Below are 17,019 nucleotides of genomic sequence, written 5' to 3' on the forward strand. Positions count from 1 at the left end.
CAATGTAAGATACTAAATTATAGGCTTGCTGCGTGCAATGCCAATTCAACCAATTTGTTGGAGTATCCGGTCTCGTTATCGTACCAGGAAACTACCTTGAAGAACTTGGAATTCAATTCGATACCAGCATCGGCATCAAAGATGGAAGTCCTCACATCACCAACAAAATCTTGGGACACTACCAATTCATCGGTATAACCCAAAATACCAGCCAATTCACCTTCAGAGGCTTTTTTCATGGCTTGCTTGATTCCTTCATAAGAAGTTTCCTTTTCCAATTTCACGGTCAAATCCACTACAGAAACATCGGCAGTAGGAACCCTAAAGGCCATACCTGTAAGCTTTCCTTCCAAGGATGGGATTACTTTGGTAACCGCCTTGGCAGCACCGGTGGCAGCAGGAATAATGTTCAATAGGGCACTTCTACCTCCTCTAAAGTCTTTTCTTGAAGGACCATCAACGGTCAACTGTGTGGCAGTGGTAGCATGTACCGTGGTCATCAACGCCTCAGCAATACCGAACTCGTCGTTAAGCACCTTGGCAATCGGGGCCAAACAGTTGGTGGTACAGGAAGCATTGGAAATAATGGTATCGGTTGGCTTTACTTCTTTATGGTTTACACCCATAACAAACATGGGGGCATCTTTTGAAGGAGCGGAGATAACCACTTTTTTGGCGCCACCATCTATGTGGTACTGGGCCATTTCCAAAGTGGTGAAGATACCGGTACACTCGGCAACGATCTCAGCACCAACTTCGTCCCATTTCAAATTCTTGGGATCACGTTCGGCAGTAATCCTGATCGTTTTACCATTTACGACCAAATGGCCGTCTTTCACTTCTACGGTACCATCGAACAAACCATGTACCGAATCGTACTTCAACAAGTAGGCAAGATGATCCACGTCCAACAAATCGTTGATGGCCACTACATCTACATCGCCTCTTTTAACGGTTGCCCTAAAGACCAACCTTCCAATTCTACCGAATCCGTTGATTCCTATTTTCAAATTTGACATTTTTACTTTTTTAAAGTGTTTACATTAAGTTGTCATTATATCGGAAACTCTGATGAGTTCTTCGTCTATTTCTGTATGGGCCTTGATGGCTTCCGCCAATGGGGTCAATACCATTTTGGTATCGCGGATACCCACCATGAGGTTGGATTTGCCTTCCAAAAGGCTTTCCACGGCTTTCACTCCCATTCTACTGGCCAACACCCTATCAAAACAGGTTGGGCTTCCTCCACGTTGCATATGGCCCAAAACGGATACCCGCACATCGTATATCGGCAAATGTTCTTCCACATATTCCTTGAGTTGGAAAACGTTCTTCCCTATCTTATCACCTTCTGCAACGATTACAATGCTGGACGACTTGCCAGAAGCCTTACTTCGCTTCAAGGACTCCAATAACCTTTCAAGACCGAGGTTCTGCTCGGGAATCAAAATTTCCTCTGCACCGGCACCCACACCTGCGTTCAAGGCAATATGACCAACATCGCGACCCATTACTTCCACAAAAAATAAGCGGTTATGGGAACTGGCGGTATCCCTGATCTTATCGATTACCTCAACTACGGTATTGATGGCCGTATCAAAACCAATAGTATAGGAAGAGCCCAAAATATCATTGTCGATGGTCCCTGGGATTCCTATCACAGGAAAGCCATATTCCGCATTGAACTTTAGGGCACCTGTGAAACTTCCGTTCCCTCCTATGACCACAAAAGCATCAACACCTTCCTTGACCAATTGGTCGTGTGCTTTCTTTCTACCCTCCGGAGTCCTGAATTCCTCACAGCGGGCCGATTTTAATATAGTACCTCCCTTATTTATGATGTTGTTTACGCTACGGGCGTCCATGGGCTTAAAATCCCCTTCGATCATTCCCTGGTATCCTCTGTAGATACCCACACACTCCTTTTCCAAATACGCACAGGTACGAACCACTGAACGTATGGCCGCATTCATCCCCGGTGAGTCCCCACCTGATGTGAAGACGGCAATTTTCTTAATTTCTGAAGCCATTAAAAATTTTAAGAGGTCAAAACTAGGAAACTTTATTGAAATTATGAATGGCTTAATAATTTATTTAATTTCAACGTATTCCTCAAACGTTTTCGTAAAAATTTAGATGAAATTCGTGTAAAAATACAAATCTCCTAGGGCCTGTTCGGGATATTGTCCGCCTTTTGGGAAAAGCGAATGAGACTGTCTCTCCCCATTACCTCCGAAGTGGGTCTTTGAGGTGCTGGTTGTACTGCTTTCTCTTTCTTTTGGAAGACCTTTTGCATCAACTCCTTGAAACTGTCAAAATCCACTTGATAGGACAGACCCACACCTTGGGTATACCCTTGCCGTTCTGCCAAAAATTGCTGGATCTGATTTTCCCTGTTGAAAATCTTTGCACTCAGGGTTCCTTGGTCGTTCAACAACACCTGTACTTCCACATCCCCGGCAACTACGGTTTCCGATACTCCTCCTACAGGTACCCCAACCCTGCCATTCACCAGGATTTTGTCGGAAATTTGGGTAGAAACTGTCACCCCGATTCTGTTTTCCGTTCGGGTATCGGCATTGGGGGCCAAAAGTCCTTGTTCGTAGGACACTCCCAGATTGAATTTATCGTTATTACTTCCCAAAATTGAGTTGAGCAAGCCTGAGGCGGTCTGTATCAAATTCCCGGTGACCGCTTGCTGGTTGATGCCCGTCTGTGCGTTTACAAAGGTTCCTTGTGCCAATAGGAAAAAGGCATTCCTTTCCTTTACAGTGGGGTCTTGTAAACGATATTGGAGTTCTGATTGTACCACGGAGTTGGTTCCCGGGAAATCGATGTCAAAATTGACATTGGGCCTTTCCAGTTCTCCATCCAAACGAACAACCACCTCCGTGGGGATTCTTCCCGTGTACCCAGCATTGTCCAACAATGGGGCCGGATTGGCATTGAGGGAATAAACCGCTTCAAGATTCAACTGTGCAGCCAAAGGATCACGCTCCCAAAGGATAGTCCCTCCTGGGCGAACCTTAAATTTCTTGTCAATGACTCCTCCATACTTGAAGTTGTACTCCCCGGTCACCGCCACAAATTCCCCGTACATATTGAACTTGCCATTGGTATTGATCTCTATCAACAGAATACCTTCCCCTGTACCTTTTAAGGAGCTACCAGAAGCCCGATCCACCACAATTTCCACTTCGGCATCAGGGGTCACGGCCAGGTCAAACGCCATTTCCAGACCTTGGTATTCTTCCAGTACCCGTTCTTCTTCAAAGGAATTGGTTTCTTTTTTATTGATGAAATTGATAAAAGAATAATCCCCGACACTGGTTACATCGCTCAGGGGTATTTTTAATGATGTACCTTTTGCCGTGGAGGCATCCACGGAAATCGTCAACGCATCCGTAGGGCCATAAATGCTTCCTGTTCCGTTGATAAAACCTTGGCCGTAGTATAAAGATTCCTCATCATATTCCGTATTCAGGATCATAAAGCGGTCGTTGTTGGTGTCCACGTCCAAGCCCAGATACCAATTTGAAAATTCGGTATGGCTTATGGTGCCATCCAAGGTGGCCTTGGTTCCCTCTGCCACATCGGAAAGTCCCACCTTCTCAAAATAGAAAGTTTGGTCGAACAGACGCACGCGGGAAAATGGGGCAAAATCATAATCAACATTCAGGTATGGTATTCCAATCCCAGCATCGTTCAAGGTCAACTCCCCATTGATGGATGGGTTGGTCGCTTCGCCAGTAATCCGGGTGCTACCATTGACCTTCCCACGAATATTGGAAATGACACCATCCCCCAAGGGACTGAAGGGTTCCAGCGAAAAATCTGTAAAATCGGCCGTCAAGTTCAATTCCTGTTTATTGTTGAAGTTGGTCACCTTTCCGTTGATGCTCAGTTTTTCCTTCCCATTGTCGTTCAACCAGGTGCTCACTCCAAACTCGGTGAGGTCGTTGTTTCCGAAAATGCCGATCTCCATGTCGCCCAAATGGATATCGTTGACACTAAAATCCTGAATCTTCAGACTTGATGTGGGCAGATATTTGCCGTCCTTCTGCAAAATATTGAGGAAACCGTCCACGGCCCCGTTCATCTTCAAGCTGTCAATGGCAGGGGTAATCTTGTTCAACGACACCAATTTAAATTGAAGGTCCAAATCCTTATAGGTTGTATCCGCTATCTCTCCCCGTAACCGAATCTGTTCGTCATTGTTGTTGTCCATCACCAGATCTTCGATCTTAATACTATCCAAAGCGCTGTTGAAAATTACTTTGTTCTTGCTATTCCCGTCACGGTTCAACACCCACGTATTGCCCTTAAAACTGACATCGGATTTTTTGAGCCCGATCACGGATTTGTTATTCTCGTTGAAGGTATGGTAAAAGTTTAAGTTGTAGCTATCGTTATATTGGCTCCCCCCCTTAAATTCCGTTCTAAAGAAAAGGGTATCCTTAAGAGTGGTATTGATCAAACTGAAATCCTTGATATCGTAATAGGCCGTGGAAAGGTCCTCAACGGATAGAAATGTGTTGAAAAGAGGGTTTTTGTTGTCTATTTTCAGTTCCAAATTATCGAACTTATTCCCAAAAGCCTCTATGCTCGGCGATTTAAAGGTGAGCTTAAAATCCCTTTCATCCGCCTGAATACTACCACGGATAAAGGTATTGGCATCAAAAACAACTTCTGGGAAGAACACATCCACAATTTTGTTATATATCTTAAAGTTGAAATCCACATGTTGGCCATCCGAAATCTCGAACGGTTTGTAGTTGGTGTAAATGCTACCAATGGAGTTTTGAACCAATCTACCCAACTCACCTACCTTGAACTTACCTTTCATATAACCGGTGATGATATCCGGTGAATTGATCTCCACTGTGCGCACGGTATCCTTGTCGAAGGAGGAGTTCACCGTAAAATCCTCAAAGTAGTAGGTGTCATTTATATTTTGATAGGTGGTATTAGTAAAGTTCATTTGCCCGACCATGTCATCCAAGTTGTTTCCTTCGATATCCATATTCACGTGGCCTTTGAAGATGCTGATGCTGTCGTCAATAAAGTTCAATTCCTTCAAGTCGGCATAATCCACCGCGGCAACAAAGTTGAACTTGTTCTCCCTTCCCCCAAAATCTGCCAATCCTTTAAAATCGAATCTAAAATTATCATCATTACACAACAGAATCCCATCAAAGAGCTGATCCTTCAAAATACCGGAAACCTTTATTTTATTGTATTCATAATTGTTGTATTCCAACTTGTATATCTCTCCCCTAACCTCGGTATTCAGACTTTCGGCCACAAATCCCTTACCCTCCACGTTCATGTCCAAAGAGGTGAATCCAAGTTGGTCATCATTGATGAAATCACCCAAATTAAAATCCATCAACGAAATAAAACCAATGTAAGAGGCATCCTCTATGGTCTGGATATTGGTCATCTGCAGATCCACATAGCTGTCACCCACTGCCGTGTTCAGATTCACCGTGGCATCGATGGAGGTTTCGGTGACCTCTGCGTCCCCCCTAACCGTAAACTGCCCCAATTTCTGTACGGACTCCGGAATGTTCTCCCCTAAGATTTTCGGTAAAATTCCTCTCAACTGGTAATAACTCGAAGTGAGGTTGTCGATATCGCCACGCAGCACAAAAGGGGCCAAATCGCTGAACATGTTATCGAACTCAAAGTCACCCCTGATCCCGGTGTTATCCGTATTCAAAAACAAGTCCTTCACCTTGATCTGGTTAAGTACCCCGCTGAAATTCCCTGTAAAATTGACCACTTTATCCTGACCGAACTCATTATAAAAAGTATTCACCTCGTTCAAAGCTACCGTAGACTCTGTAAAATTGGCATTGAGCTGTACGCGATCCACAAACTGGGCAAAATCTTCCCGATCGTAGGTGAACACCAGATTGCCTTTCAGTTCCGATTGTTCGGTGTCGATGAGCAGGGAATCGAAGCGCATCTCCTCCTTGGTATACTTAAAATCCGCAGCAAGTTTTTTCAAAAGAATACCACGACGCGCCAACATGGAAAGATCTTCGATTTTTGTGGTCACTTCGGGTCCCAATATCTGGAAATCGGATGCCAAGATGGAGACGTCATTGAAATCCAAGGTTTTTGGCTTTTCAAGGTTGTCATCGATCAAACGGAACTTCCCGTTATGGATTTGTATCTCATCCGAAGAAAGGAAAAAAGGAGGGGTTCCCGGATCCCTAGGTTTCCCATCATCCAATTTGTCCACAAAAACATCCAGATTGGTATCCGTTTCCCCTTCGTAGGTCCTTAGATTGAAAACAAGGCCGTCCACCTCAATGTCCCCAAATTCCATTTTGTTATTGGCCATGTTCCGAAGGTTCAAGATGGAAGTGGTCAGTTTGTGGATGTAGAATAAGGTGTCCTTTTTATAATCCTCAACATAAATTCCCTTAACGCCAGTGTTCAAATTGAAAAGGGAAAGACTAACGCGGTCAATCTGTATATTGGTCCCAAACTCCTCGTTCACGGAATCCATGGCATATTTGGCCAACTTGGTCTGTACAACGGGCATGGAAAGTACCAGGGAGCCCAATACCATGAACAGCAAAATAGCCAGTAGGATGCGCAGCAGTATTTTACGAAGTTTTTTGATAGGGCTTTATGTTTTACCTTTGATGACCAATTTTTGTTCCAAAACCAGTGACAGCTACAAAAAAATATATTCTTGCGATCGAATCATCCTGCGATGACACTTCTGCTGCCGTACTTTGCCATACAAATGTACTGAGCAATGTAGTGGCTACGCAAGAAATCCACAAGCAATATGGAGGTGTTGTCCCAGAGTTGGCTTCTAGGGCACATCAACAAAACATTGTTCCCGTGGTGCACCAGGCCTTGGCCAAAGCAAATATCGATAAAAAAGAACTATCCGCCATAGCCTTTACACGAGGTCCGGGACTCATGGGCTCCTTGCTTGTCGGCACTTCTTTTGCCAAGTCGTTGGCATTGGGTCTCAACGTTCCTTTGATCGAGGTCAACCATATGGAAGCCCACATTCTGGCGCATTTTATTGAGGATGAAAATAAGCCCCAGCCCACCTTTCCATTTTTGGCCATGACCATAAGCGGCGGACATACCCAAATTGTAAAAGTGACGGACCATTTTACCATGGAAGTATTAGGGGAAACATTGGATGATGCCGTGGGTGAAGCTTTTGACAAGAGTGCAAAATTGATGGGATTGCCCTACCCTGGTGGTCCTTTGGTAGATAAGTATGCCAAGCTGGGAAATCCCAATGCTTTTGATTTTCCAAAACCGAAGGTAGATGGGCTCAATTTCAGCTTTAGTGGCCTAAAAACAAGTATCCTGTACTTTTTGCAAAGGGAAACCCAAAAGAACCCCAAATTTGTGGAAGAAAACATCAACGATATCTGTGCATCGGTACAGCATACCATTTTGGATATTTTGATGGAAAAGCTCCAAATGGCCGTGGATCAAACCGGGATCAAGCAGGTAGCCATTGGCGGCGGAGTTGCCGCTAACTCTGGAATCCGGGCAAGACTGAAGGAAGCGGAGGAAACCCTAGGTTGGCAAACCTTTATTCCTAAATTTGAGTATTGCACAGATAATGCCGCCATGATCGGAATTGTGGGTTATCTTAAATTTGAAAAGGGGAAATTTACGGATCAAAGTGTCGCGGCCAAAGCCCGTTATGCCATCGGCAGCTAACCAACCTTAAACTTAAGACCATGCAACTTTTCTATAACCCTTCGTTGGACAACAGCACAAAACAATTTGTTTTTCCTCCCGAAGAAAGCAAACATATTGCCAGGGTCCTCAGGAAAACCGAAGGGGACATTGTACATATCACCAATGGAAAGGGATATCTGTTTGAAGCGGAAATTTTGGTCCCTGATCAAAAGAGGTGCAAGGTCAAGATCGTCTCCGAGAGCAAATCGGTCCCAAAACGCTACAGCCTTCACATGGCCGTAGCCCCTACCAAAATGAACGATCGGTTTGAATGGTTTCTCGAGAAGGCAACAGAAATAGGAATTGATGAAATCACTCCCCTCTTCTGTGATCACTCCGAACGAAAAACGGTTAAATTGGAGCGCATGGAACGGGTGTTGCAATCCGCCATGAAGCAATCCCTACAAACCGTATTGCCAAAACTTAATCCTCCGATGTCTTTCAAGGATTTCATGGAAACCGATAATACTGGTCTAAAGTTTATTGCCCATTGCGATGAAGGGGAGAAAATGGAACTGAAACGTAGGGTAATTGCGGATATGGACATCACCATCTTGATCGGTCCCGAAGGAGATTTCTCCAAAGAAGAAATCGATGCTGCAAAAGCCAAAGGATTTGTCCCCATTTCCCTGGGGAACAACAGACTTCGCACAGAAACCGCGGCCATCGTGGCATGCACCACAGTAAACGTCATCAATAGTTAATCCGATACCTCCCTTTTGACAGCCCCAGTGATTTCTAGATCGGCCTTCTCCACAAGCAGCATTAAGGTGAGGCCATCGTCCTTTGAGACGATATCCGGAATTTGAATGGAGGACTCCCCTCTTGACTGTTTCAATTCAATATACTTTTCCTGCACCACTATATTGCTGTTCTTTAAGGTTCGGTTTCTGTTCTCGCCTCTTTTCACCTGAGTGACCCGTTCGTCAATCACCAAGACCACCCGAAGCATTCTATGATCAATCTTACCGGTTGCTACATATGAAAATGCTACTGTCCCGTTGACCACATCAGTATTGATAATCTTAATCATATTCTCTGCACTATTGGTTTTATAAGCATCAATTTTGGAATACAGTTCCTCACGGTTGGATCCCACAAAGTGTTCCCTCCCATTGATCACCATTTGTGGGGTGTAGATACTGCTCGACCTAAACTTTTCCCCGTAGGCCCGTTGCTTTTGGGTATACTCTGGCTTTGCAAAGGGATCCTTCCAACCTATGTAGTCCCAATAATCCACATGATAGGACAAGGCAAAGACATCATTCGGGAACTCCTGTTTCACCTTCCATAAGAGTGCATCCGCGGGAGGGCAACTGGAACATCCTTGGCTGGTGAACAATTCCAACACCACGGATGAAGAGCCCACAGCACTATCTTTAGGCTTATGAATATCTTCAGTAGGGTATGCCTTCAATAAAGCGAATAAGGACATCATGAGAAGAGTAGATGAGACAATTATGATTTTTTTTACCATGAATACTGTACATTTGACTAGTTGGTTAATCGTAACTCCATGAAACACCTTACCCTTTTGGCATTGATTTTAACGCTTTTTGGATCAGGTATGGCCAAGGCACAGGAAATTGCCGTGCTCAAATATGGAGGTGGTGGCGATTGGTATTCCAACCCGACCTCCATACCCAATCTTATCCAGTTTTGCAATGCCAACATCGGGACCAAAATCAATCCCCAACCGGAAACAGTCGAGCCGGGCAGCGTATCCATATTCAAATATCCATTCCTGCATATGACGGGTCATGGCAATGTATATTTTACGGACGAAGAGGCCGAGAACCTTCGGACCTATCTGCTTTCAGGTGGTTTTTTACATATCGATGACAATTACGGCATGGCCCCGTACCTCAAGAGGGAACTGCAAAAGGTCTTTCCCGACAAACAATTGGAAGAATTGGGTGCCGATCATCCTATATTTTCACAAAGATTCAACTTTCTGGAAGGTTTGCCAAAAATCCATGAGCATGATGGAAAAAGACCTCAGGCCCTAGGTATTTTTGTCGAAGGAAGATTGGTGCTCCTTTTTACCTTTGAGTGTGATCTTGGTGATGGTTGGGAAGACCCGAGCGTACACAACGATCCTGAAGACGTAAGGCAAAAGGCTTTGCAAATGGGAGCCAATATTGTGGAATATGCCTTTAAAAGCTGATACATGGATGCTAAGACCATAGCAAACGGAATACTGCGTGCAGTGGCCATATTGGCCGGGGTGGTATTACTAGCCCTTTTTCTTTATAAAATACAATCCGTATTGGCCTATTTGGCCATAGCAGCAGTAGTTGCTCTCTTGGGAAGACCCATTGTCCTTTTTCTCAGGAGACGGTTGAAATTCCCCAACACCCTTGCAGTGGTGGCCACGATGCTTTTCATGCTCTCCATTTTTATGGGCATACTAGCGCTTTTTATCCCGCTCATTTCCGAGCAGAGCAAGAATCTTTCCCTATTGGATATTGATGAGCTTAAATCCAATTTGAACACACTTTACCTACAGGGGCTGGAATATTTTGGGGCCTCAACGGGCAGTGTCAACAATCTTATTGAGGATGCCCATATTGAAGAAAGCATGCTCAAAGGACTTGATTTAGGTTTTATCCCCAATTTCTTGAACTCGCTTGTCAATGCGTTGAGCAGTTTCAGTGTCGGGTTGTTTTCCGTTTTGTTCATTTCCTTTTTCTTTTTGAAGGATAGCAACTTGTTCCAAAACGGCATCTTGACCTTTGTGCCCGACAACAAGGAAAGTAACCTTGTAAAATCCATCGATAAGATCAATGGTTTGCTCTCCCGATATTTTGCCGGAATCCTGCTCCAACTTTTTATCCTGTTTGTGATTTATACGATCGCCCTGCTCATCGTGGGGGTGGAAAATGCCATTGTCATTGCATTCCTATGTGCACTTTTCAACATCATTCCCTATGTGGGTCCGATCATTGGTGGCGTGATCATGATCACCCTTACGATGACGAGTTCATTAGGAGAAGATTTCAGCACCGTAATCTTGCCAAAAGCACTTTATGTTTTGATCGGATTGGCCATTGGCCAGCTGGTGGACAACTTCTTTTCACAGCCCTTTATTTTTTCCACAAGCGTTAAATCCCACCCCCTGGAAATCTTTCTGGTCATCATCATTGCAGGACTACTTTTCGGGGTCGTGGGAATGGTCGTTGCCGTGCCCGGTTATACCGCAATAAAGGTTATTTTAAAAGAGTTTTTAGCCGAAAATACCTTTGTGAAAAAATTGACCAAAAACTTATAGTGTCAGTTTGAATAAATTAATATTAAATACTGGTGTACAGGATTTTATATTTGAAAATCAGAATACTGACATTATGTCGGTTTTGCTTAAAAAATCCATGTTTGAAGGAGTTTCCCAAAAGGAACTCGCCGAGCAACTCGAATCCCGAAAAAAATGTCAGGACAAACTCCCAACTTGGTTTAAAGTCGAAGGTATTTATTACCCCAATAAACTGAACATTGAACAGACCAGTTCCGAACCAACGGCTGAATACAAATCTCGACTGGTATCTGGAAAAAAGCTGTTGGACCTCACTGGTGGTTTTGGTGTCGATTCCTATTTTTTTTCAAAGAAAATGAAGCAGGTAACCCATTGCGAAATCAATGCCGAATTAAGTGAAATTGCTTCCCATAATTTTGAAATATTGGGAAGCAAAAACATCAATTGTGTTCCCGTGAACGGTATCGAATTTTTGAAAAAAACAATCGAGAATTTTGATTGGATCTATGTAGACCCATCCAGACGAAATGATAAAATAGGAAAGGTCTTTTTGCTAAAAGATTGTCTCCCCGACCTCACTCAACACCTCGATGACATTTTACAAAAGACATCAAATGTTCTGATAAAAACGTCTCCTCTTCTTGATATCAAACAGGGTATTTCTGAACTCCAATTTGTAAAAGAGATACATGTATTGGCTATCCAAAATGAAGTGAAAGAACTGTTGTTCGTTATCGAAAAAGGATATGTTGGTACTATTGACATCAAAACAGTGAACCTCTATCAAGGACAGGAAGACCACTTCAACTTTAACCTCACTGAAGAAGAAAATGCTCCTTTGGAATTGGGGGAACCGCTTACCTACCTTTATGAACCCAATGCAGCTATTTTAAAGTCGGGCGCTTTTAAAACCGTTGGAAATACTCATCAACTAAAAAAACTGCATCCCCATTCCCATTTGTACACCTCGTCAAAACTTGCAGAGTTTCCGGGACGAAGGTTTGCCATCCAAACCGTGCTTCCCTACTCCAAGAATACATTGAAATCATTAGGAGTGACAAAGGCGAACATTACCACCAGAAACTTTCCCCTTCCCGTGGCCGATTTGAGAAAGAAACATAGGATTGCCGATGGTGGGGACCACTACATTTTTTTTACCAAAAACATGGACGACACGTTATTGGTACTGGTTTGTGAAAAAGTATAGTTCAGTCCAACTGTTCGACCCATTCAAAAAACAGATTGATCCAGTTCCTTAGAACAGGATCTTGCAGTGCCAAGGAAAATCCATGGCCTCCTTTTGGGTAGATATGCATAGCTGCTGAAACCCCTTGCTCACGGAGTGCCCTAAAGAATAAAATGCTGTTTTCAACGGACACACCATCGTCATCTGCTGCATGCACCAAAAATGTTGTTGGTGTATTCTTGTCCACATGTTTTTCATTGGACAAGTAGTCTATTTGTTCTTGGGTAGGGTTGTCTCCCACCAAGGATTTTCTAGAACCGCTATGTGTGCTTACCGCTCCCAACGTAATCACCGGATAGACCAGAGCCATAAAATCGGGGCGGGCGCTTAAATCATCAATATCGTCCTGTCTGTCATATACCTTCTCATTGTAATGCGTGCCCAAAGTAGATGCCAAATGCCCACCGGCCGAAAAACCCATAATCCCAATTTTATTGGGGGAAATATTCCACTCGCCTGCATTTTGCCTCACCATCCTTATGGCGCGTTGCGCATCTTGCAAGGGAACAATATTTTTATTGCTGGTGATGGATTTGGACCATGGCAACCGATACTTGACCACAATGCCGGCAATTCCCTTGGCATTGAAGGCCTTCGCAATATCAGTGCCTTCCCAATCGTAGGCAAGCCCATAGTAGCCTCCCCCAGGAAATATAAGCACGGCTTGGCCTGTTGCTGTCTTTTTGGTGGGCAAATACACCTCCATGGTAGGCTCTTGCACGTTCGTAATCCACAAAATGCCATCATCGTTAAAGGTTGCATCTTCTTTTTCATCCGTTTCCTTTTGATTGGGAATTTTGTTGGGCCATAAAGGCAAAATGGCATGTTGGGCAGAAATTTTCATGGTCACCAGCACTATTAAAAATGTATATTTCTTGAAACTTTTCATTTTCTTGTTCTTTGGTTAATCTTCACAATCCCATTTAAAATCGGCAACCTTGTCATTGGAGCCTGCGGATAGGTTGTAGTGCCACCATTCTGTCCTGATGGACCAAAATCCATGGGCTTCCATGGTTTCCTTGAGTAATTTACGGTTCTCCAATATTTCCTTAGGGAGATCTAAATTATCATGATAGGCACGTTTGCCAAAGAAGTCAAAATCGGTTCCCATATCCAGTTCGTTTCCTTCCATATCCACCAAGGTGATATCGACCGCTCCTCCTTTGTTATGGATGGATCCTTTTACGGGATCGGCAACGTATTGTGGATTCGGTACAATTTTCCACATTTTGTACTGAACCGAGTTGGGACGGTAACAATCAAAAAACTTGATCTTGGCTCCGTGTTGCATGAATTCCTTATTGGCCTCGATCAATGCTTTGGCCGTTTTTACCCGAGTGTAGCATTCAGCACAATCATACACCTTGGCCTTTAGAAAATTATTTTCAGTAGCATACCGAAGGTCATATGCGAAATCATCACTGAAATCGGCCAACCTAACAAAAGTGGTATCGGCGAGGCCATCAAAGGTCTTGAAGGTTTTTTGCTCTTTAATGGAAATGGTGTCCAATGGTTTTGCCTCGACCTCTTTTGTATTTACATCAGTTGCTATTTTGGCCTTTTCACGACACGAGAATATCATCAATAGGCCCAAAAATAAAAGCAAGTACTTCATGAAAATCAATTTATACGTTTTTGCTTCGCCATCCAAGTGTAAAGGGAATCGGTGGTATAGGCCCTGTCCCATGCATTGTGGCCAACACCTTTATATCTGGTATAGCGTACATCGTATCCCATTTCCTTCAACTTTTCCACCATCTTGTCCGATTCCTCCACATCAATGACCTCGTCCTGTTCCCCATGAAAAACCCAAATGGGCATTTTTTTGTCGATCCAATGGGCATACGGCAAAGGAGCCATACCACAGACAACGGCGAGGGCAGCAAAGGTATCGGGGTATTGTGTGGCCAGTTCCCAAGCAGCACTTCCTCCCCTGCTCAGACCCGTTAAATAGATGCGCTTTTTATCAACGCGATTGTGATCCACTACGGAATCCAACAATTGCATCACAGCTTGGGTGTTCCACCATTTTTTCTCGTGGGGGTTCTGTGGGGCCAAAATCAAAAAAGGAAATTGTTTGCCTTCGACCAAAAGTTTTGGAGGTCCTGTATCCTTGATCTCTTCCACCGCCCTACCTGATTCACCTCCGCCATGCAAGAAGAGCAATAGCCCAAAGTCTTCGGTTTCGGAAGAAAAATAATCCTCAGGATAGTACAGGTAATATTTTAGGTCTTCCTTGGTTACGGTCTCCAACTCATCCTGCACCAAATGCGATTGTGCAGTACAACCCTCGAGCAAAAAAATACTCATCAACAGCAATAAGCTTGGTATGGTCTTGGGCATCTGCATCTTATAATAATTTATCGGCAATATCTTTCCAAGTATCGGCCCTTTCAAAATCGGTTGTATTGGTGTTGTGCGGAGAAGTGAACATAATGGTCCATCCATCAAAATTTTTGAGATTTTTACTCCTGTCATCGATGAGGAGGTCCCCCTTCAAAATAAACTTATCACCGCATAAGATACGTTTTTGCCATGGGATAAAGGGAAAAAATTCATCCAGCCAATCAGATTTTTCACGAAGTGACTGGGGAAATTCCATGGCGGCCGAAGCAATAAAAACTTCGTGTTTTTGGCTCAGTTCCCTCAACACTTCCTGACTATCGGGGATTACCTTCAAATCCTTGAAAAATCCCACCCTGTGCGTATGCAACTTGATGGATTGTTGATGCTCAACGGGAACGCACTGCCAGGCTTCTTTACCAAAACAATCCTTTAGTTGTAGATTGGCATTGAACTCTTGGTTGTAAATATCGATATGGGCCATATAGGCATCGGCTATCACCTCATCCATATCCACAAAAATAGTCATACGGTATGTTTTTTGTGAAGTACGCTAAAACTTGGGGGAATTTCAAAAAATGTGGCATGATAATTTTAAATGCCAATAGGTCGGATTTTATTATTCTGGGAAAAGGAGCCTGCTTGAAAAACGCCAAAAGATGATTCTGCGTTTTTATGGGTTATCGAGATAAAATCCTGATTAAATTCACTTTCCATTATTCCAGTTCTATGTAAATTCCAAACGAAAATTTCTTTCGAATAGGTTTTCCGTATTGGTATGCAGGTGTCCAATCAGGAAGTTGGTCCACAATATCAATTATTTTTTGATCTATTTTTTTATTGATACCTTTTCGAATAACTGGATTAACCACTTTCCCTTTTTCGTTAATTTCAAATTCAATTTGGATTCTTTGGCCAATTTGAGAATCCATATCCATATCATCTTTTGAAATTGTCAATCTTTTTGCAATGAATTTTTGAAGCTCTTTTATACCGCCTGTAAACTCAGGTAAACTGTTCCAATTGCTCAAGTTTTCTAGGCTATCGGATATTGATTTTGCATTTTCTCTAAAATCAATTCCAAGCTTTTCATCAAGTAACGCACACATTATAGAATCATAACAATAATAGAATCGCATTGAATCCTGGCTTATAAACCTCCATTTGACATTGAATCTTTCCCTTAGCACATAAAAATAGGTGCTTTCAACAGGAAATGTTTCCATTGAATGAAGTTTGAAATTGTCATTTTTAAAATCGATCCTAGCCATCTTTTCAGCCACATCACACTCTGATTGCCCGCAACTGAACAAAAAAATCATGATTACAGAAACCTTAAAAATATTCTTCATATCGATATAAAAACTCCAACTGATGATGAATTTTATAATAAAATAAGCCTTTACTACAGGTTCTACATATAATTTCGAATTATTTTCCCTTCCATTTTTACCACATTCCCAAAACTTAAAACTACCACCCATTTAACGGCTTTGCAGTGTTTTAATTTAATGAAATAACCGTTACCTTCACAGCTTATGACCAAAACCAACCCACGAACATGCTGCCCAAAGGTAATTTTCCTGCAAAGGTCTATTTGAACGGTGAAATTGTAACCAGTGAAAACGCCACCATTTCGGTATTTGACCGTGGATTCCTCTTCGGGGATGGCATTTATGAGGTAATGGTACAACTCGAAAACGGCATTTTTTACAAAAAGGCCCATTTGGACCGACTACAGGAAAATCTGGTCAAAATTGGTATCGAGTATCAGGTGTCCGAGCTGGAAAAAGAAATCGAACCCTTATTGATTGCTTCGGAACTTGTGGACCAGCCCTGTCTTATCTACATGCAGGTTACCCGTGGTGTGGCCCCTCGAAAGCATTCCTACCCAAAGGGTATTCCCGCCACTGCGATGATGTACGCCCTACCCTTTCAATTGCCCTACATCAACCAAAAGAACATGCATGCCATTTTGCAAACCGATTTTAGATGGCACCGCTGTGATATCAAATCCATTTCCTTGTTGGGCAACATCATGAGCAACGAGGCCGCCATGCTGGCCGGAACGGGTGAAGCTGCTTTAGTACGTGATGGCATCATTACCGAGGGATCGCATACCAACATCTTTTTTGTCAAAGATGACACGGTGATCACCCATCCTGCCAACGAGCATATTTTGGATGGCATCACCCGAAAAATACTTGTGAAGCTTTGCCAAGAATTGAATATCCCACTGGTAGAAAGAGGGATTTCCGTGGAAGAAATACCAACCATGGAAGAGGCCTTTTTCACAGGGACTTCAACTCAAATTGCGTCCATTGCTCAATTGGACAATCATACCTTTCATGCACCTGATGACTTTGGCCCCATAACCCGAAAACTGCAGGATGCCCTTGCTTCCCTAAAAGAAATCGACACCTCTGAAGTGACCTTATAAAAATGT

The 17,019-nt window shown here is 43.2% G+C and carries 15 protein-coding genes; 6 read left to right on the forward strand and 9 right to left on the reverse strand.

Annotation, left to right across the window (positions count from 1 at the left end):
• Positions 1–17: 17 nt before the first annotated feature.
• The 3 genes from gap to D2U88_RS00725 all read right to left on the reverse strand — a co-directional run bounded on the left by gap (position 18) and on the right by D2U88_RS00725 (position 6,583).
• Positions 18–1,019 carry a type I glyceraldehyde-3-phosphate dehydrogenase gene (gene gap, locus D2U88_RS00715; protein WP_119638383.1) on the reverse strand — a complete coding sequence of 334 codons (1,002 nt, stop codon included), beginning with the start codon at positions 1,017–1,019 and terminating at the stop codon, positions 18–20.
• Positions 1,020–1,043: 24 nt separating this feature from the next.
• On the reverse strand, positions 1,044–2,030 hold the full coding sequence (gene pfkA / locus D2U88_RS00720) for a 6-phosphofructokinase (RefSeq protein WP_119638384.1): 987 nt from the start codon (positions 2,028–2,030) through the stop codon (positions 1,044–1,046).
• A gap of 134 nt (positions 2,031–2,164) precedes the next feature.
• Complete coding sequence (locus D2U88_RS00725; RefSeq protein WP_235855688.1) at positions 2,165–6,583, reverse strand: translocation/assembly module TamB domain-containing protein; 4,419 nt, start codon at positions 6,581–6,583, stop codon at positions 2,165–2,167.
• A gap of 101 nt (positions 6,584–6,684) precedes the next feature.
• Between D2U88_RS00725 and tsaD the strand changes: the two genes are divergently transcribed.
• Both tsaD and D2U88_RS00735 read left to right on the forward strand, forming a co-directional pair.
• Positions 6,685–7,713, forward strand: coding sequence for a tRNA (adenosine(37)-N6)-threonylcarbamoyltransferase complex transferase subunit TsaD (tsaD, locus tag D2U88_RS00730; protein WP_119638386.1), 1,029 nt, complete (start codon positions 6,685–6,687; stop codon positions 7,711–7,713).
• Positions 7,714–7,733: 20 nt separating this feature from the next.
• Entirely contained in the window at positions 7,734–8,438 is a 705-nt protein-coding gene (locus D2U88_RS00735; protein ID WP_119638387.1) for a 16S rRNA (uracil(1498)-N(3))-methyltransferase, read from the forward strand.
• Here D2U88_RS00735 and D2U88_RS00740 read toward each other — a convergent pair.
• The gene (locus tag D2U88_RS00740; protein WP_182859072.1) at positions 8,435–9,172 is read right to left on the reverse strand and encodes a DUF1223 domain-containing protein; all 738 of its coding nucleotides are present in this window, start codon (positions 9,170–9,172) and stop codon (positions 8,435–8,437) included. The genes D2U88_RS00735 and D2U88_RS00740 overlap by 4 nt on opposite strands.
• A gap of 78 nt (positions 9,173–9,250) precedes the next feature.
• Here D2U88_RS00740 and D2U88_RS00745 point away from each other — a divergent pair, with 78 nt between their 5' ends.
• The 3 genes from D2U88_RS00745 to D2U88_RS00755 all read left to right on the forward strand — a co-directional run bounded on the left by D2U88_RS00745 (position 9,251) and on the right by D2U88_RS00755 (position 12,191).
• Positions 9,251–9,901 (forward strand): DUF4159 domain-containing protein, encoded by a 651-nt coding sequence (locus tag D2U88_RS00745; RefSeq protein ID WP_119638389.1) that lies wholly within the window; start codon positions 9,251–9,253, stop codon positions 9,899–9,901.
• Between the two features lie 3 nt (positions 9,902–9,904).
• The gene (locus D2U88_RS00750; RefSeq protein ID WP_119638390.1) at positions 9,905–11,005 is read left to right on the forward strand and encodes an AI-2E family transporter; all 1,101 of its coding nucleotides are present in this window, start codon (positions 9,905–9,907) and stop codon (positions 11,003–11,005) included.
• Between the two features lie 73 nt (positions 11,006–11,078).
• Entirely contained in the window at positions 11,079–12,191 is a 1,113-nt protein-coding gene (locus tag D2U88_RS00755; RefSeq protein WP_313781656.1) for a class I SAM-dependent methyltransferase, read from the forward strand.
• A gap of 1 nt (position 12,192) precedes the next feature.
• On the opposite strand, the gene D2U88_RS00760 is transcribed toward D2U88_RS00755, so the two are convergent.
• From D2U88_RS00760 to D2U88_RS00780, 5 genes are all read right to left on the reverse strand, one after another.
• Positions 12,193–13,119 carry an alpha/beta hydrolase gene (locus D2U88_RS00760; protein WP_119638392.1) on the reverse strand — a complete coding sequence of 309 codons (927 nt, stop codon included), beginning with the start codon at positions 13,117–13,119 and terminating at the stop codon, positions 12,193–12,195.
• Between the two features lie 15 nt (positions 13,120–13,134).
• The gene (locus D2U88_RS00765) at positions 13,135–13,845 is read right to left on the reverse strand and encodes a M15 family metallopeptidase (protein WP_119638428.1); all 711 of its coding nucleotides are present in this window, start codon (positions 13,843–13,845) and stop codon (positions 13,135–13,137) included.
• Between the two features lie 5 nt (positions 13,846–13,850).
• Positions 13,851–14,573, reverse strand: coding sequence for a carboxylesterase family protein (locus tag D2U88_RS00770; protein ID WP_119638427.1), 723 nt, complete (start codon positions 14,571–14,573; stop codon positions 13,851–13,853).
• Positions 14,574–14,580: 7 nt separating this feature from the next.
• Positions 14,581–15,102, reverse strand: coding sequence for a 5' nucleotidase, NT5C type (locus D2U88_RS00775; RefSeq protein WP_119638393.1), 522 nt, complete (start codon positions 15,100–15,102; stop codon positions 14,581–14,583).
• Positions 15,103–15,289: 187 nt separating this feature from the next.
• The gene (locus tag D2U88_RS00780; RefSeq protein WP_119638394.1) at positions 15,290–16,057 is read right to left on the reverse strand and encodes an energy transducer TonB; all 768 of its coding nucleotides are present in this window, start codon (positions 16,055–16,057) and stop codon (positions 15,290–15,292) included.
• 77 nt (positions 16,058–16,134) lie between these two features.
• Between D2U88_RS00780 and D2U88_RS00785 the strand changes: the two genes are divergently transcribed.
• Positions 16,135–17,013 (forward strand): aminotransferase class IV, encoded by an 879-nt coding sequence (locus D2U88_RS00785; protein WP_119638395.1) that lies wholly within the window; start codon positions 16,135–16,137, stop codon positions 17,011–17,013.
• Positions 17,014–17,019: the final 6 nt, after the last annotated feature.

Source organism: Flagellimonas aequoris (genome assembly GCF_003584165.1).
GTDB classification, from domain to species: Bacteria; Bacteroidota; Bacteroidia; order Flavobacteriales; family Flavobacteriaceae; genus Flagellimonas; species Flagellimonas aequoris.

What these genes read in the sequence shown, in the direction of transcription:
- pfkA (WP_119638384.1), bottom strand. Translation starts at nt 2,030, where the DNA reads ATGGCTTCAGAAATTAAGAAAATTGCCGTCTTCACATCAGGTGGGGAC.
- D2U88_RS00775 (WP_119638393.1), bottom strand. Translation starts at nt 15,102, where the DNA reads ATGACTATTTTTGTGGATATGGATGAGGTGATAGCCGATGCCTATATG.
- D2U88_RS00785 (WP_119638395.1), top strand. Translation starts at nt 16,135, where the DNA reads ATGCTGCCCAAAGGTAATTTTCCTGCAAAGGTCTATTTGAACGGTGAA.
- D2U88_RS00735 (WP_119638387.1), top strand. Translation starts at nt 7,734, where the DNA reads ATGCAACTTTTCTATAACCCTTCGTTGGACAACAGCACAAAACAATTT.
- D2U88_RS00770 (WP_119638427.1), bottom strand. Translation starts at nt 14,573, where the DNA reads ATGCCCAAGACCATACCAAGCTTATTGCTGTTGATGAGTATTTTTTTG.
- D2U88_RS00755 (WP_313781656.1), top strand. Translation starts at nt 11,079, where the DNA reads ATGTCGGTTTTGCTTAAAAAATCCATGTTTGAAGGAGTTTCCCAAAAG.
- D2U88_RS00745 (WP_119638389.1), top strand. Translation starts at nt 9,251, where the DNA reads ATGAAACACCTTACCCTTTTGGCATTGATTTTAACGCTTTTTGGATCA.
- D2U88_RS00725 (WP_235855688.1), bottom strand. Translation starts at nt 6,583, where the DNA reads ATGGTATTGGGCTCCCTGGTACTTTCCATGCCCGTTGTACAGACCAAG.
- gap (WP_119638383.1), bottom strand. Translation starts at nt 1,019, where the DNA reads ATGTCAAATTTGAAAATAGGAATCAACGGATTCGGTAGAATTGGAAGG.
- D2U88_RS00765 (WP_119638428.1), bottom strand. Translation starts at nt 13,845, where the DNA reads ATGAAGTACTTGCTTTTATTTTTGGGCCTATTGATGATATTCTCGTGT.
- D2U88_RS00750 (WP_119638390.1), top strand. Translation starts at nt 9,905, where the DNA reads ATGGATGCTAAGACCATAGCAAACGGAATACTGCGTGCAGTGGCCATA.
- D2U88_RS00760 (WP_119638392.1), bottom strand. Translation starts at nt 13,119, where the DNA reads ATGAAAAGTTTCAAGAAATATACATTTTTAATAGTGCTGGTGACCATG.
- D2U88_RS00780 (WP_119638394.1), bottom strand. Translation starts at nt 16,057, where the DNA reads ATGGGTGGTAGTTTTAAGTTTTGGGAATGTGGTAAAAATGGAAGGGAA.
- D2U88_RS00740 (WP_182859072.1), bottom strand. Translation starts at nt 9,172, where the DNA reads ATGATGTCCTTATTCGCTTTATTGAAGGCATACCCTACTGAAGATATT.